Here is a 15,160-nt window from a genome sequence, read left to right on the forward strand (position 1 = left end):
TACGATGGTGAAAAACGGAACATACTGGGATGAAAAAATGGTCTAAATACTTGACTGGGAACCATAGTCACTTGTTAGCTTTTTATACGATGCGCAAGGGTTCATAAACCACCTTTGAAAAATCCACCTCTAACTCATTTGTAAATGGCTCTTCATATGCCTTAGCGTCAAAACCAACAAACTCTACCCCTTTTTCTTTCAGAGATTTGAAAACTCTGCAGACGGCAGAAATAAAAATTGGCATTACATTTATATAGACTTGATTGTCGGGATAACGATCGGATTTTGCTCGTTGTTTAATATCTGAAAAATGTAAGTCGGTATCTAGCTGGCCTATCAGTTTTTTTCTATTTGAAGCTCTCATACGCTTTTCAATATACGGTGAGCTGAGACTTTCATCGACTCTAAGGTAAAAGTCTTCAAGTTTATAGAAGTAACGCATCCTCGCAGGCGAGTCTAATACATCATAACCAGCTAGAAGAAACTCAGCTCCGAGATGTCGCTTATAGCCGTCATTTAGCGCCATATCTTGATTCCAGCTTTTAAACAATAAGTGATCTCGGTGATGTATGGCATTGCGTAAAAGAATTAAGACTGCGGTATCTCCATGAGAAAAATAATCAATATCAGATTTGGATACATCATATAGGCTATGAAATGCTTCTAGCTTAGCTTCGAACGCTCGATCAAGGTTGTCTACAGCCTCTTCTTTATCAATATTTTTTAGCCGTTGAAAATCAAAGTGTGTTTCAACATAGATTCTCATCGAATTTGCTAGTTTCTTTATAGCTTGTTGTTGAATTTCCACAGAACCCTCTTGAAAAGCTAACGCCTCAATAACCGGCCGCGTTGTGGCGAAGCCACGCTTTTAGCGGTCCGGCGCCGAAGGCGCGCAGTTAATTGATTTGTGTACGCCCAGCATGGGCATGAACTAATGAGGTGAAAGTCCTCTGTAGGAAGGTCACCATCCATAGCGATTTATATCGTTTATTAGATGATAACTACTAGCGAATGGCAAGGGCCAACCTGCGAGGGACGGTCTAAAGGAAGCCTGACGCAAAACTGCGAGCTGATGAACAAGAACATCATATGAGGCGTAGGCTGGAGGCGAGTTGGCACAAGACAACGAAGCCGTGTGATCTAACGGCCACCGTAAATGATGCAGTTGCGCAGGGACAGTTCATGCTCTTATCTGGGGAGACCTGCTTAACAAGCGATCGGTAAACCACCAGTAAGGCTCTGGTCAATAAGTGCCTTGGCTCCGCTGAATGTATCGCCAGTGGAGAGCGAACTAGATACAAACCGATAGCGCTGGCAGAGGTAACTTTGCCAGTGATTAAGCAGAAGTCAGCAGACGGCATAGTAGCCCAACGGTCAGCGTAATGGCTGATACATGGTGAAGGCCTGAACATTAAGAATAAAGGAGGAGCCTTGTCACACTTGAACGCACGAACGCCGTCAGGCGATGACGTGATTCAGCGTAGTGATCTGAAGCCAGCCTTTAGTAACGATCTATTTGAGCGTGTGCTGCAACGGGATAACCTCTCAGCGGCATGGAAACGCGTTCAAGCCAATAAAGGGGTTGCAGGAGTGGATGGCATGACCATCAACGAATTTCCCGTATGGGCAAGAGCAGGACACTGGACGAAGGTCACTACCGAACTGGCAACAGGTCGATATACGCCCTCACCGGTCAGACGCGTTGAAATCGATAAACCCGATGGTGGTATTCGCCAACCGGGGATTCCAACCGTCTGTGATCGAGTGATTCAGCAAGCGATTGCCCAAGTCCTTACGCCTATTTTTGATCCCGATTTCTCAAACAATAGTTTTGGATTCCGGCCAAATCGAAATGGGCAACAGGCGGTAAAGCAGGTGCGAGACATCATCAAGGAAGGTCGCCGCTTCGCGGTCGATGTCGATCTGTCTAAGTTCTTTGACCGAGTTAATCACGATCTGCTGATGACGCGCCTTGGTGACAAGGTGAAGGACAAACGTCTTCTACGATTGATTAAACAATACCTGCGAGCTGGGTTTGTCGACAACCAGTTCTATGGTGTGAGCCGAGAAGGTGTACCGCAAGGCGGGCCACTATCGCCGCTACTAGCGAACATCATGCTCGATCCTCTGGACAAAGAACTTGAGAAACGTGGCCATAAGTTTGCCCGCTATGCCGACGACTTTACGATAGTGGTAAAGAGTCAGCGAGCAGGTGAACGCGTACTACGCAGTATCAGTCAGTACTTGCAAAACCGCTTGAAGCTGGTCGTCAATACCGATAAAAGTCGCGTCGTTAAAACCAGTGAGAGTAAGTTCTTGGGGTTTACCTTCAAGGCTGGTCGTATTCAATGGCATGAGAAAACGCTACTGAAATTTAAGCAGCGGATACGCATGTTAACGAATCGTAACTGGGGGGTGTCGATGAAATATCAGCTCTTCAAAACCAGCCAATTTATACGTGGCTGGATTAACTATTTTGGCATCGCCAATTGCTACCAACTCTGCGTCGATCTAGGTCATTGGATTCGGCGCAGAATAAGGATGGCTTACTGGCGGCAGTGGCGAAAGCCACGCACCAAGGTAAGGAACCTGATGAGTCGAGGCGTCCACGTACAGGCGGCTGTTGCGTGTGGCATTACCAGTAAAGGCCCATGGCGAAGCTCTAAAACACCGGGGATTAATCAGGCATTATCCAATGCTTACTTAAAATCTCAGGGGCTTTATGAATTGCGCGATGGATGGATCAAGCTTCACCATTCTCAGTGAAACGCCCTGTGCGGATCCGCATGCAGGGTGTTGTGGGGGCTGAGGGTTAGAGACCCTCGGCTACCCGATTATATTCATTTCATGAAGCTTGGCACATTAGCTGGTTGTATACCGAATATGTGGTGCACAATACCTGAGCGCATATTTTCCTCAATCCCTTTTCTATACTCACTAATATTGGATATAGCCTTGTCGTCACGCAGATGACTGCGCCAATGTATGTCTCCATCTTCTCGGCTGTGAAATGAAAGAATCCTTGTTAGTGCCATATGGGCAAATAGACCTGAGGATTCTTTACAGGTGTTGTGCAAGGTCACATGTGTTTCTGTGTGTGTTTCCTCTTCCGTAAGATCCCATGAAAAAAACACTTGCTGTGCAATTGATGAAAGGTTACGAATCTTCTCATTATTCCCATTTGTGAAGTAGACATCGTCAATAACCATGTGCCAACTTTCGTTTCGCCCCTCTTCTGTCTCAACCACATCGACCAGTTTTTCTTTCTTAGCGCTAACATGGACTCCAGCATTAACACTAAGTGAGTATGAAAAATCTCCCGCTAAAGAGCTGAGTAAGTTATTACACATTGCGTCATTAAAGCTGAGATTGTAGTTTTTTGTAGCCTTCTGGAATTCATTAATAGAAACGAGACACCAAATACCCCAGCGCTTCCAGGCAATAAGCAGTGGTAAATTTAGAAGATTGCTATAAGCCCTTAGCTTTGCGTAATAATCTGGTTTAAAAGACATTACATTGTTTTTGCAGTACTTGACCTCTATAAGCACTGTAGCTTCACTTCCATCAGTTCTAGCGAAGCTCGCGAGAAGGTCTGGCACTTGATAGTTTTCGCCTGAACCTTTGGGGTATTGTTGTTGGTCAAGCTTATGCACTAATTGGCACTTTCCGAGCCAGCCGCAGATTATTGAAAACTCATCTTCGAGTGGAATGCCAATATTTAGCCGCTTTACTCTATCAGCAAGACCTTTTGCATCGGCAGACCAGCCTAACTGCTCGAGTGACTCGTGAATAAGCCTTTCTAAGTCTTGTGGTTGCTCGCTCACCTAGATTCCTTTCTCAGAGAATATAACATTTGTATATACGGGGGTCCGTGTATCTACCCACACCGCTATTGATTAAAAATAGATGTAATTATTTGAAAAGGAAGGAGAAACTAAAGAATTAAATCGAACTCTTCCGTGACAAAACGAGCATGCGCACTAACAATTGATATACATAGCTCATATAAAAAGCTGTGTATATCTACCCATGCCAGACATCCATCTGTTTGATTTATAACTATTTTTAACTTAAGCATGGCTGCAATACAAGCATCATTTTGGATAAGAAGCGCTGTAAACCAGCATAAATAGTGTAAGGCTAAAAATATATTGTATATCCATACAGATATTGTAGAGAAACAATAGCTTTGCACGAAAAGGTAATTTTTTAATACCAAACGATTTATAGGGTCAGGCTAGGTGCGTCAGCCTTTCGCTTTGATTCTCATTGGGCAAAGGGTGAGCGCCTAAAGGGAGGTCTTGCTTGTTATTATATTATTTTTCTGTGTTTTCGTTGCTACGCTGTTAATAATAACCAGTACTCTGCTTTTAAATATCTAAAGTTATCGAACAAGATAGCTCACTTTTGTGGACAAGTTGTTATTTTTTAACAAAAGGATAAGGCCTGAGCTTGAAGTGGCAGGTTCGTTAAATTAGGTATGGTATAGAAGGTATATTGTCGTTGGTTTCCCCTATTTATTATTCGCCTACTTGTGGAACATCCGTTGTGCTTACTCCTTGGTTTTCGGTGATTTCTTTTGCCCAGTTGTGATCAGACGCATTAGAATCTAACCCTGCTTGGTCGGCCCCTACTGTAGGCGAGAGCGTTAATTTAGTTAGTAAAGCAAAATGATCAGAACCGATTGGCGGTAAACGGTTAATGGAGTTTAGGGTAAAGTGCTGACTATGAAATAGATGATCTAAAGGCCAACGCAAAAAAGGCAGATCCGCATGAAACGTGTTTAGCATACCGCGACCGACTCGCGGATCTAACAGACCGCTTATTTTACGGAATAGACGGGTTGTCGCAGACCACGCCACGTCATTAAGATCCCCTGTTACGATGATAGGTTGATTACTTTTAGCAACACTTTTAGCCACAATGATTAATTCAGCATCCCGTTCTACTGATTCTGGATTTTCGGTAGGGCTAGGAGGGGCAGGATGCATAAAGTGCATGCGGACTTTATCACCTGAGTCTAAAGTTAAGGTGGTGTGTATGGACGGAACCTCTTTCTCGACCAAGTAAGCTATTTCTTGGTTACTTAAGGGCAACCTTGAAAACACATGCATGCCGTAAAGGTTATCCAGTGGGCATTTTATGCTGTGCGGCATATCCGTTTCCACTACCTTGAGTTGATCTTCCCACCACTGATCAGACTCGAGTGTTACAAGCACATCGGGTTTATGCGTTTGTACTAACTGAATGAGCTTATCTACCTTTCGGTTAGGCGTTAGAACATTAGCCGTCATAATACTTATTTGCTTATCAGGGCTACTCTCCTGAGTCTCTTTTACTTCATAGGGCCATAAGCGCGTATAAGGTAATATCCACCATAACTGCCAGGCCAAGCAAAGCGCAGTGATTGAGATTACAAACCAGGTTAATGGGGATTGTTTATTAAGGAAAACAAAATTGGCTATCAATAAAACCGCTATAAAAATAGCAAATTGTAGTCGAGGAAAGTCCATTCCCCTGATGGCCCAGTGGGGGTGCCGTGAAAAGGGAAGTAGCGTCACTATACAGGCTAAGGTTGTAAAAAAAGTGAGTATAACTGTCATCTGTTAGGCCTGCTCTGTCTTAATCCATATCTGAATGTCACATCGACTTATCTTCGCGTGCAGCCTTTTTAATAGCGATTAAATCCTCTTCTATATCAAGTACATTACATGCCCGTTTCAGGGCTAAACGTCGGTGATATTGAGCCGCTTTTTTTATTTCCTTATTGTTAAGAGATTCAAGAGAGGTCAACGCTTTTTGTAAACGAATACATACCTCTATGATACCCGCACCATCGCGTGCTATAGCCGTAAAAGCATCATCGAACATATCCTGCAAGGCAACCTCTGGAACGGCTACGCGGTCATATCTAGGTTTGCTTTCTGGTTGCTCGGGTTGATCAATGAGCGAAATTAAACGTACCAGCGACCCCGTTACCTTTATCGCTGTTCCTGGATCGTTGACGGCAGGAGATAAAGCACGCGCTGCAATTTCTGATAACGTGACTAAGCCAAAGCGAGGATCATCTTCAAACGTACGGTCGTGGCCAATGTGGAATGATTTAATAAGGCCCGTATAATCTACGTTGGACAACGCAGATGATGATATATGCACAGAGGCTAAAGGTTTATCCGCTGTAGTCAGCGCTCCGGGTAATGCGGATACTACAACGTGCGCATCAACGCTTTTGGCCCAATCCTGAAGGGCAGCCATATCAATATGCTGCACATAACCAATCCTTGGTGAAAAAACATCTACTCCTTTGCTGGTAATATCTGATATTGATATGCCACCCAGCCTAGGTTTATCTCGTCGTCTAATAAAAGCGTTTTCCGTTGCCTTTTCAACTTTTTCAATGGTCGATCCCACCCGTCCCAGCCGCGCGATATTATCGACCCAGCGGACAAAAGTCAGAATCACTACTGCAAATACAATGGTGGTAAGCACAAAAAGGCTGAATAAGCCGGCTTGATTATAGAATGCATTTTTTACTGCAGTTAGAGCAACCACACTAAAAATAAATGCCCCAACAAAGGTTGAAAGAGCATTCTGGGATACGTCATCAGCAACCACTAAAGAGAAAGCGCGAGGGGTAGCGGAGCTGCTGGCAGCGGCGTATGCCGATACCATCGAACCCACCGAAAAGGTGGCGATTACCAACATGCTGGATGCGAGCAGTGAAAGTAAAGTTTCAACCGAATCTTGAGCAATAGAAGGCATTTGATTCGCCACAGCGGAGCCATCTATAAATTTCGCTGCAAAGACCGCTGCAATGGATAAAAAGCAGACCGCCAATGGGCGCACCCATAGCCTTTCACTAAAACGGTTGAATAGAAATCGGAGACGGTCTAACGAAATTAAAGAATTCATATGAGCCCTATGTTCAACGCATCAAATAATGGCAGTCCGATTGATTTTCTTAGTATACGCTACCATGAAAAGCGCTCGACTTTTATTCTTTGATCTACTGGATGGGTCAGCCTGACAGATACCTTGCTATAGACCATGTCTATATAGGTAGCGAAACGCTTAGTTTTGAAATAGGGCTACTTTTAAAGCATCTTCGATGCAGACGTTATGTGAAAAGTTAGGTACTTTTTTTGCTGTTTCTTCTCAGCTTATCGATGTGAATCTACTACAGTTTAACGAATACGAGTAATAAGGTTCTGACCTTCGTTGTTTGTAGTAGGCCGGCCTTTATGCTCGGAACGGGTGTCTGGCCGAGGGGGTAGTTTTATTGCGGGTTCGTTCCGGGGTTCTTTCGCTTGGGGGGCTGGGCTCCTACAAAAGGGTGTTCGGTTGAAAACGGCAATCTGGAAGTGGCTGCTTTCTTATGTTGCCTTTAATAGAGCCTGCTTGCCCTTAAATGACAGTTTGTAAGTTATTTGTGATCGTATTTGTTTGCAAAACATCTTCTCTGTAAGGCTTATTTAATGGGCTTTTGATGCCTAATGGTAATTTTTGTCAGTGAAGTCGCTGCTTTTTGTTATTGTTGAATTCGGCATAGGTACTAGTATTTAGCTATACCTAAACCTTTACAGGGCGCATTTTTTAAAAAGCCCTGAAAGCCGAATAACAATGAGAAGAGGCGGTTATGAAAGTACTGGTTGCCGTAAAACGTGTAATTGACTACAACGTCAAAGTACGTGTTAAAGCCGATAATAGCGATGTTGATCTAGCTAATGTCAAAATGGCTTTAAATCCTTTCTGTGAAATAGCTATAGAAGAAGCCGTTCGTTTAAAAGAAGCCGGCGTGGCTGACGAAGTTGTTGTTGTCTCTATTGGTAGTAAAAGCTGCGAAGAACAGATTCGTACCGCATTAGCTTTAGGTGCTGACCGTGGTATTCGTGTTGATACTGAGGATGCGCCAGATTCTTTGTCTGTTGCTAAATTGTTAGCGAAGGTCGTGGAAAAAGAAGCGCCTGGTATGGTTATTTTGGGCAAGCAAGCGATTGACTCTGATAATAACCAAACGGGCCAAATGCTGGCAGCATTGCTGGATCGTCCGCAGGGTACCTTTGCGTCTAAGGTTGCCGTGGATGGTGACAAAGTACAGGTAACACGCGAGATCGATGGTGGTCTGCAAACGGTTGAATTACAGATGCCTGCGATTGTGACCACGGATCTTCGTCTTAATGAACCCCGTTATGCCTCCCTGCCTAATATTATGAAAGCTAAGCGCAAGCCTTTAGATCTACTGACCCCTGATGAGTTAGGTGTTGCTGTATCGAGCAATTTAACACTTTTAAGTGTTGAACCGCCGGCAGAACGTCAAGCGGGTATCAAGGTGAGTTCAGTTGATGAGCTGGTGGAAAAATTACGCAACGAAGCAAAAGTGATATAGGGGTGAATGTTATGACCATTCTAGTCATTGCAGAACATGATAATAATGAATTAAAGCCAGTCACACTGAATACGCTAAGTGCTGCGCAAGCGATTGGTGGAGATATTCATCTTCTTGTTGCGGGTAGTGGTTGTCAGTCCGTTGCGGATGCAGCTGCTCAAATTTCGGCTGTTGCACAGGTATTGGTGGCTGATAATGACGCCTATGAGCATCAGCTTGCGGAGAATGTGAGTAAGTTGGTGCAGGGTTTAGCGGCGAGTTATAGCCATATTTTAGGGTCGTCCACAACAACAGCTAAGAACGTGCTGCCGCGTGTGGCTGCGTTGCTGGATGTTAATCAGCTTTCAGATGTTATGGCGATTGAGTCAGCGGATACATTTAAGCGTCCAATCTATGCGGGTAATGCGATAGCAACGGTTAAGTCCGCGGATGCAATTAAAGTGATGACGGTTCGTGGTACCGCATTTGACCCTGTTGAAGGGGCGGGTGGTAGCGCAGAGGTTGTGAACTTATCAGACGTTTGTGATGCAGGAACCTCTCGTTTTGTTAATGAAGAGATTGCTGAGAGTGAACGCCCAGAGTTGACTGCCGCATCGATCGTTATTTCCGGTGGTCGTGGTATGGGTAATGGCGAAAACTTTGAGTTACTTAATAAGGTAGCGGATAAGTTAGGCGCTGCAGTTGGTGCCTCGCGAGCAGCGGTGGATGCAGGCTTTGTACCTAATGATATGCAGGTGGGTCAGACCGGAAAAATGGTTGCGCCGGATCTATATATCGCTGTCGGTATCTCTGGTGCTATTCAGCATCTAGCGGGTATGAAAGATTCAAAAATTATTGTCGCTATCAATAAAGATGAAGAAGCACCTATTTTTCAGGTGGCAGATTATGGCCTTGTGGCTGATCTGTTTGAGGCAGTGCCTGAACTTGAAGGCAAGCTTTAACGCTTTTACTTAATTTTAAACAGCTCTGGCGTAAACCGCAGGGCTTAATAATAAAAAATACGGAGCAACTTAGATGCTTTTCGAAGGGCAAGCGATTCAAGTAAAGTCGATTGAAGACGGAATCTACGATCTAGTGTTTGATCGTCAAGGCGATTCAATCAACAAACTCGATCAGAGTACATTAGCTGAATTACGCACGGCAATTGATACACTTTCAGGTGTTGATGGCCTACGTGGCGTGATTTTCTCCAGTGCCAAAGATAGTTTTATTGTCGGTGCTGATATCACGGAATTTATGGGCTTTTTCTCATCCGATGAAGATGAGTTGGTTCAAGGTTTGTTAGATATTCACGGTTTATTCAATCAGATTGAGGACCTGTCCGTTCCTACGGTTGCGGCGATCAATGGTTTAGCTCTAGGTGGCGGTTTTGAGCTTTGTTTAGCCACCGATTACCGTGTGCTGGGTGATAAGGCTAAGGTCGGTCTACCTGAAGTTAAATTGGGCATCTATCCAGGTTGGGGCGGTACTGTTCGTTTACCTCGCTTGATTGGTGTTGATAATGCTAATGAGTGGATCTGTGGCGGTAGTGAAAAACGCGCTAAGGCGGCGCTAACTGATGGTGCGGTAGATGCGGTTGTTGAAACTTCACGGGTTAAAGACGCTGCATTAGATCTATTGAAAGGCTGTATTGCTGGAAAATTTGATTATCAAGCGCGACGTGATGAGAAAATCAATCCTATCAAGTTAAATCAAATTGAACAGATGATGGCATTTGAGTCGGCTAAAGGTGTGATTGGTGCTAAGGCTGGTCCGCACTACCCAGCGCCAATGGCGGTACTAAAAACGATTCAAAAGCATGCCAACCTTCCACGAGATAAAGCCATAGAAATAGAAGCTAAAGGCTTTGTCAAAGTTGCTAAAACGGAAGTATGTGCGGCGCTTGTTGGTCTATTTATGAAAGACCAATATATCAAGAAAGTCAGCAAAGATTTTGAAAGCAAAGCCGAGCCGGTGAAACAGGCAGCGGTGCTAGGCGCTGGTATTATGGGTGGTGGTGTTGCTTATCAATCGGCCTCTAAAGGCACGCCTATTTTGATGAAAGATATCAATGAGGCTGCTTTGCAGTTAGGTCTAGATGAAGCGACTAAACTGCTGAATAAGCAAGTCACTCGTGGCCGTATGGATACCACTAAAATGGCTCAAGTGCTTAACAGCATTAGACCAACCTTGAATTACGGTGATTTCTCTAACGTAGATCTTGTAGTTGAAGCGGTTGTAGAAAATCCAAATGTGAAGAAAGCGGTTTTGGCTGAAGTAGAAGGTCATCTACCTGAAGGTGCGGTATTGACCTCTAATACCTCAACGATCTCTATTACTGATCTAGCTACTGCGTTGAAAAATCCTGAGAACTTCTGCGGTATGCACTTCTTTAACCCTGTTCATTTGATGCCTTTAGTTGAGGTTATCCGTGGAGAGAAAACCTCGGAAGAGGCAGTGGCACGCACAGTCGCTTATGCAAAAGCGATGGGTAAAACTCCTATTGTTGTTAATGACTGCCCAGGCTTCTTAGTTAACCGTATTCTTTTCCCATACTTTGGTGGTTTCAGCGCTTTAATTTCTGATGGTGCAGATTTCCAACAAGTAGATCGGGTGATGGAACGTTTTGGTTGGCCAATGGGCCCTGCTTATCTGTTAGATGTTGTGGGTATAGATACGGCCCATCATGCCGATGCGGTTATGGCGGCAGGCTTCCCAGATCGTATGCAGCATGAAGGTGAAAATGCGATTGATCGCATGTTTAAGCTTGAACGTTTTGGCCAGAAAAATAACAAAGGTTTCTATCGCTATGAACTCGATAGAAAAGGTAAGCCTAAGAAGTTAGTAGATGATGAAGTGCCGGCGCTTTTAGCGGGTATTAGCTCTGAAACACGCGAGTTTAGTGATGAAGAGATCGTTGAACGTATGATGATTCCGCTTTGTATTGAAACGGTTCGTTGTTTGGAAGATGGCATAGTGGCAAGCCCAGCAGAAGCTGATATGGGGCTTGTTTATGGTATAGGTTTCCCTCCTTTCCGAGGTGGCGCGCTTCATTACCTTGATCAGATCGGCTTAGCCGGTTTCTGTGAGATGGCTAAAAAATATGAAGCCTTAGGTCCGCTGTATCAGCCGACTGAAAAAATGAAACAGATGGCCGCCGCTGGCGATAAATACTTTTCTGAAGTTAAAGGTTAAGGGGTAAGACAATGAACTTGAAACCAAATGACGTAGTCATCGTTGACGGTGTGCGTACCCCAATGGGTAAGTCAAAAAATGGATCTTTCCGTAATGTACGTGCAGAAGCATTATCTGCAGCGATGATGACGGCACTTCTTGAGCGTAACGATGCATTAAATCCGGCTGATATCGAAGATGTGATGTGGGGTTGTGTTAACCAAACAAAAGAACAAGGTTTTAACATTGCGCGTAACGCGGCGGTATTAGCGGGTATTCCCCATACCGTTGCAGGGCAAACGATCAACCGTCTATGTGGTTCCTCTATGGCGGCGTTGCATGCGGTTGCTCAGAACATTATGACCGGTAACGGCGATGTTTTTATTGCTGGTGGTGTAGAGCATATGGGGCATGTCTCTATTATGCACGGCGTGGATATTAACCCTCAAATGTCTAAGCAAGTTGCCAAAGCGGCAATGATGATGGGCGTTACAGCAGAGATGCTGGGTAAAATGAACGGTATTAGCCGCGAGATGCAAGATGAATTTGCGGCGCGTTCACACCGTTTAGCCCATCAAGCTCATCTTGATGGTATGTGGGATAGCGAGATTGTGGCCGTCGAAGGACATGATGAGAATGGCTTTAAATCTCTACTTGAGGCGGATGAAGTTATTCGCCCAGAAACGACAGTGGAAACGTTGGCAGCGCTTAAACCTGTCTTTGTACCTAAAGTGGGTACAGTGACTGCGGGTACCTCCTCGGCTTTCTCTGATGGCGCATCAGCGATGTTGGTGATGTCAGCCGCTAAAGCTGAAGCCTTAGGACTTAAACCGCGGGCGCGTATTGTGAGTATGGCCGTAGCCGGTTGTGATCCTTCAATTATGGGTTATGGCCCCGTACCGGCAACACAGAAAGCCTTGAAACGTGCTGGTCTTACCATGGATGATATTGATTATGTTGAGCTGAACGAAGCGTTTGCGGCGCAAGGTTTGTCCGTTCTTAAAGGGTTGAAACTACTCGATAAGATGGAAGAGAAAGTAAACCTTAAAGGCGGTGCGATTGCGTTAGGGCATCCGTTAGGTTGTTCTGGTACGCGTATCACTAATACCTTAATGAATGTGCTTGAGCAACAAGATGGCACATTAGGTTTGGCGACTATGTGTATAGGTATGGGACAAGGTATCTCAACAGTAATTGAGCGTTTATAGGCTCAGACTTCATTCGTATATTTTCAACCCTGCTCTATAGCTTTGTTTGCCCCATCCATTGGATGGGGCTTTTTTCGTTGTTGTTTTAGACCTCTTCGCCCTCATCTAGCAGTCTTATTCCTGCGAGCGGATTCTCTTCGTCAAATGTTTCGTCTTGTGGTGTGTCTTCTTTTTCATCATCACCTTCCTCAACAGCAAGGTTCATTTTTAAACGCATATCGTTTGCTGAGTCGGAGTTGAGCAGGGCCTGTTCTTCGGTGATTATCTCTTGTTTATAAAGCTTATAAAGTGAATCATCGAAGGTTTGCATCCCTGTAGCTTCAGAGGATGAGGACATCACCTCTTTAATCTCTTTGATATCACCCTTCATAATCAGTTCTTGGATCGTTGATGTGCCTAACATCACTTCAATTGCGGCACAGCGTTTACCTTCTTTTGTGGGGATGAGGCGCTGAGAAATAATGGCTTTAAGGTTAAGCGCTAAGTCGTGAAATATCTGTTTATGACGCGCTTGAGGGAAGAAGTTAATAATACGATCTATCGCTTGGTTAGCATTGTTAGCATGCAGTGTTGATATAGCTAAATGGCCGGTTTCAGCATAAGTTAAACACTGTTCCATCGTCTCTTGGTCGCGAATCTCACCGATTAAGATAACATCCGGTGCTTGTCTGAGTGCGTTCTTCAGGGCGTTGTGAAAATTACGTGTGTCTACGCCCACTTCGCGTTGGTTGATCAACGATTTTCTATGGTTGTGAACAAACTCTATAGGGTCTTCAATGGTAATGATATGGCCGCCACTGTTACGGTTGCGGTGATCTATCAAGGCGGCTAAAGATGTAGATTTACCTGAACCTGTAGCACCAACAAATAATACCAGCCCACGTTTTTCCATAATGATATCTTTAAGGACATTAGGCAGCCCTAAGTCACTCATTTTTGGAATGTCGGTTTTAATATTTCGGGCGACAATGGAGTATTGGTTTCGCTGGCGGAAAATATTGATACGGAAACGGCCCACTTTAGGAATGGAGTAGGCTAAGTTCATCTCTAGCTCATCTTCAAATACCGCTTGCTGTTGCTCATCCATTAATTCGCGTGCGATGAGTTCAACTTCACCCGGTTTATAAGCTTCTTTACTCAGAGGAGTCAGCTTACCTTCGAACTTTGCACAAGGTGGTGCTCCAGTGGTTAAGTAGAGATCTGATCCGTCTCGTTTGGACAAAATCGTAAGGTAGTCCTGAAACTGCATAATCTGCGCATCCTTTGAACAGCGAGTGTTTAATCAAAATATATAGGGCAGTGTAGTGTAAAGATCGCTGCTCGTCATGGGGAGGGACTAGTAAAAATTATAACGCAGCTAATATGGAAGGGGTGAATGCAAGCTGTTGATCTGAATCGGTTAATCTTTTCTGATCAGCCAATAGGGCGGTATTTGCGGCTTGATAAATACGAGATTTCACCGGATGTTGATCAATATTTCGGCCATCTTTGACGGATTTTTCGCAGTTCTGGGCATCGGGTGAGCTAAACCAGCGACAGGCCAAGGGACGTTTAGAATAGATAGAACATGCATTATTTTCATCAAGAAAAGGACAAGCCGCGCGGTATAGCGGTGGTTGCCGTGATGCGATATCGTCTATGAGTTTGGCTTTTAGTTGTTGAATCTTATCGTCGCTAAAGTGGTGATGAATATAATCGACAATATAATCGACTACTTGCTGTGATGTTTGAATAGGGAAGTAGCAGCAGTGATGGCAGCCTTTATGGCAAGCGATCGTCTGATTAGTAGGGAAGCTTTTTTCAAAAGCGATTTCGGCGTCAGCAATATATTGTAGGGTGAGGTCCACTTTATCTGATGGATTTTCAAGCGGTTCAATGACCGAATAGATCTGCGTGCCTAAGTGCGTAAATAGGGCTTCATACTCATGGCTTGCGTCACGAATCTTTTCCGCAACAATAGCAACATCAGCAGTAGAGAAGAATGTTTTTTGTTCAGACATAAGCGATCAGCATTATCGTTTTTAGATAATTATACGCTATTGAGGTTGTTCTAGGGGAGTTCTACTCGGAACTCTTTCTCGCCTAAGCCATGTACTGAATCATAACTGCGAATAATGACTGATTTAATTCCAGCGGGGATCTTTACGTTAGACAGGCTGCGTGTAAATGGTTGCTCATTTACGTGAGGGTGGTGGAGTATCCGAGTACCATAAACTTCACCTTTATCGCCCACAACTTCCCATTTGTTTGCATAATGATCCCAGCCCGTATCAGCATGTTTTATTGTGACAGAGAAATTGTAATTTTCTCCTGTTTTTCGCACGTCTACATGGGTAACTTCACTGCTGTTGGCTACGGCATAGCTGGTACTAAATATCATGAGCAGGGTAGTGATAAAAATCGTTTTCATCTT

12 protein-coding genes are annotated in these 15,160 nt (G+C 44.3%); 5 read left to right on the plus strand and 7 right to left on the minus strand.

The genetic code is table 11. From position 1 onward, the window contains the following. Positions 1-82: 82 nt before the first annotated feature. The gene (locus Q4486_RS14745) at positions 83-808 is read right to left on the minus strand and encodes a hypothetical protein (RefSeq protein ID WP_303519944.1); all 726 of its coding nucleotides are present in this window, start codon (positions 806-808) and stop codon (positions 83-85) included. A 632-nt stretch (positions 809-1,440) separates the two neighbouring features. On the opposite strand from Q4486_RS14745, the gene ltrA reads away from it, so the two are divergent. Further along, positions 1,441-2,766, plus strand: a complete 1,326-nt coding sequence (gene ltrA / locus Q4486_RS14750) for a group II intron reverse transcriptase/maturase (RefSeq protein WP_303519946.1) — start codon at positions 1,441-1,443, stop codon at positions 2,764-2,766. A 74-nt stretch (positions 2,767-2,840) separates the two neighbouring features. On the opposite strand, the gene Q4486_RS14755 is transcribed toward ltrA, so the two are convergent. The 3 genes from Q4486_RS14755 to Q4486_RS14765 all read right to left on the minus strand — a co-directional run bounded on the left by Q4486_RS14755 (position 2,841) and on the right by Q4486_RS14765 (position 6,912). Further along, on the minus strand, positions 2,841-3,824 hold the full coding sequence (locus Q4486_RS14755) for a hypothetical protein (RefSeq protein ID WP_303519948.1): 984 nt from the start codon (positions 3,822-3,824) through the stop codon (positions 2,841-2,843). A gap of 696 nt (positions 3,825-4,520) precedes the next feature. After that, positions 4,521-5,603 carry an endonuclease/exonuclease/phosphatase family protein gene (locus tag Q4486_RS14760; RefSeq protein ID WP_303519949.1) on the minus strand — a complete coding sequence of 361 codons (1,083 nt, stop codon included), beginning with the start codon at positions 5,601-5,603 and terminating at the stop codon, positions 4,521-4,523. Positions 5,604-5,640: 37 nt separating this feature from the next. Beyond that, entirely contained in the window at positions 5,641-6,912 is a 1,272-nt protein-coding gene (locus tag Q4486_RS14765; RefSeq protein ID WP_303519950.1) for a DUF2254 domain-containing protein, read from the minus strand. A gap of 724 nt (positions 6,913-7,636) precedes the next feature. On the opposite strand from Q4486_RS14765, the gene Q4486_RS14770 reads away from it, so the two are divergent. From Q4486_RS14770 to fadA, 4 genes are all read left to right on the plus strand, one after another. Next, the gene (locus Q4486_RS14770; RefSeq protein ID WP_067865703.1) at positions 7,637-8,386 is read left to right on the plus strand and encodes an electron transfer flavoprotein subunit beta/FixA family protein; all 750 of its coding nucleotides are present in this window, start codon (positions 7,637-7,639) and stop codon (positions 8,384-8,386) included. A gap of 11 nt (positions 8,387-8,397) precedes the next feature. Next, on the plus strand, positions 8,398-9,327 hold the full coding sequence (locus tag Q4486_RS14775; protein WP_303519951.1) for an electron transfer flavoprotein subunit alpha/FixB family protein: 930 nt from the start codon (positions 8,398-8,400) through the stop codon (positions 9,325-9,327). A gap of 73 nt (positions 9,328-9,400) precedes the next feature. Continuing rightward, positions 9,401-11,560: a fatty acid oxidation complex subunit alpha FadB gene (gene fadB / locus Q4486_RS14780; RefSeq protein ID WP_303519953.1), complete on the plus strand. Its 2,160-nt coding sequence runs from the start codon at positions 9,401-9,403 to the stop codon at positions 11,558-11,560. A gap of 11 nt (positions 11,561-11,571) precedes the next feature. After that, positions 11,572-12,747 carry an acetyl-CoA C-acyltransferase FadA gene (fadA, locus tag Q4486_RS14785; RefSeq protein ID WP_303519955.1) on the plus strand — a complete coding sequence of 392 codons (1,176 nt, stop codon included), beginning with the start codon at positions 11,572-11,574 and terminating at the stop codon, positions 12,745-12,747. Positions 12,748-12,832: 85 nt separating this feature from the next. Here the strand turns inward: fadA and Q4486_RS14790 are convergent, their stop codons facing one another. The 3 genes from Q4486_RS14790 to Q4486_RS14800 all read right to left on the minus strand — a co-directional run bounded on the left by Q4486_RS14790 (position 12,833) and on the right by Q4486_RS14800 (position 15,157). Next, entirely contained in the window at positions 12,833-13,996 is a 1,164-nt protein-coding gene (locus tag Q4486_RS14790; protein ID WP_303419668.1) for a PilT/PilU family type 4a pilus ATPase, read from the minus strand. 97 nt (positions 13,997-14,093) lie between these two features. Further along, positions 14,094-14,747 carry a YkgJ family cysteine cluster protein gene (locus Q4486_RS14795; RefSeq protein WP_303519957.1) on the minus strand — a complete coding sequence of 218 codons (654 nt, stop codon included), beginning with the start codon at positions 14,745-14,747 and terminating at the stop codon, positions 14,094-14,096. 50 nt (positions 14,748-14,797) lie between these two features. Continuing rightward, entirely contained in the window at positions 14,798-15,157 is a 360-nt protein-coding gene (locus Q4486_RS14800) for a hypothetical protein (RefSeq protein WP_303519959.1), read from the minus strand. Between the last annotated feature and the right edge of the window lie 3 nt (positions 15,158-15,160).

Origin of the sequence: Neptuniibacter sp. 2_MG-2023, assembly GCF_030547495.1 — a bacterium.
Lineage (GTDB): Bacteria > Pseudomonadota > Gammaproteobacteria > Pseudomonadales > Balneatricaceae > Neptuniibacter.

Bases quoted from the DNA above. Each gene is read 5' to 3' on its own strand.
- Q4486_RS14760 (WP_303519949.1), bottom strand. From the start codon at position 5,603: ATGACAGTTATACTCACTTTTTTTACAACCTTAGCCTGTATAGTGACG.
- Q4486_RS14765 (WP_303519950.1), bottom strand. From the start codon at position 6,912: ATGAATTCTTTAATTTCGTTAGACCGTCTCCGATTTCTATTCAACCGT.
- Q4486_RS14770 (WP_067865703.1), top strand. From the start codon at position 7,637: ATGAAAGTACTGGTTGCCGTAAAACGTGTAATTGACTACAACGTCAAA.
- Q4486_RS14775 (WP_303519951.1), top strand. From the start codon at position 8,398: ATGACCATTCTAGTCATTGCAGAACATGATAATAATGAATTAAAGCCA.
- fadB (WP_303519953.1), top strand. From the start codon at position 9,401: ATGCTTTTCGAAGGGCAAGCGATTCAAGTAAAGTCGATTGAAGACGGA.
- fadA (WP_303519955.1), top strand. From the start codon at position 11,572: ATGAACTTGAAACCAAATGACGTAGTCATCGTTGACGGTGTGCGTACC.
- Q4486_RS14790 (WP_303419668.1), bottom strand. From the start codon at position 13,996: ATGCAGTTTCAGGACTACCTTACGATTTTGTCCAAACGAGACGGATCA.
- Q4486_RS14795 (WP_303519957.1), bottom strand. From the start codon at position 14,747: ATGTCTGAACAAAAAACATTCTTCTCTACTGCTGATGTTGCTATTGTT.
- Q4486_RS14800 (WP_303519959.1), bottom strand. From the start codon at position 15,157: ATGAAAACGATTTTTATCACTACCCTGCTCATGATATTTAGTACCAGC.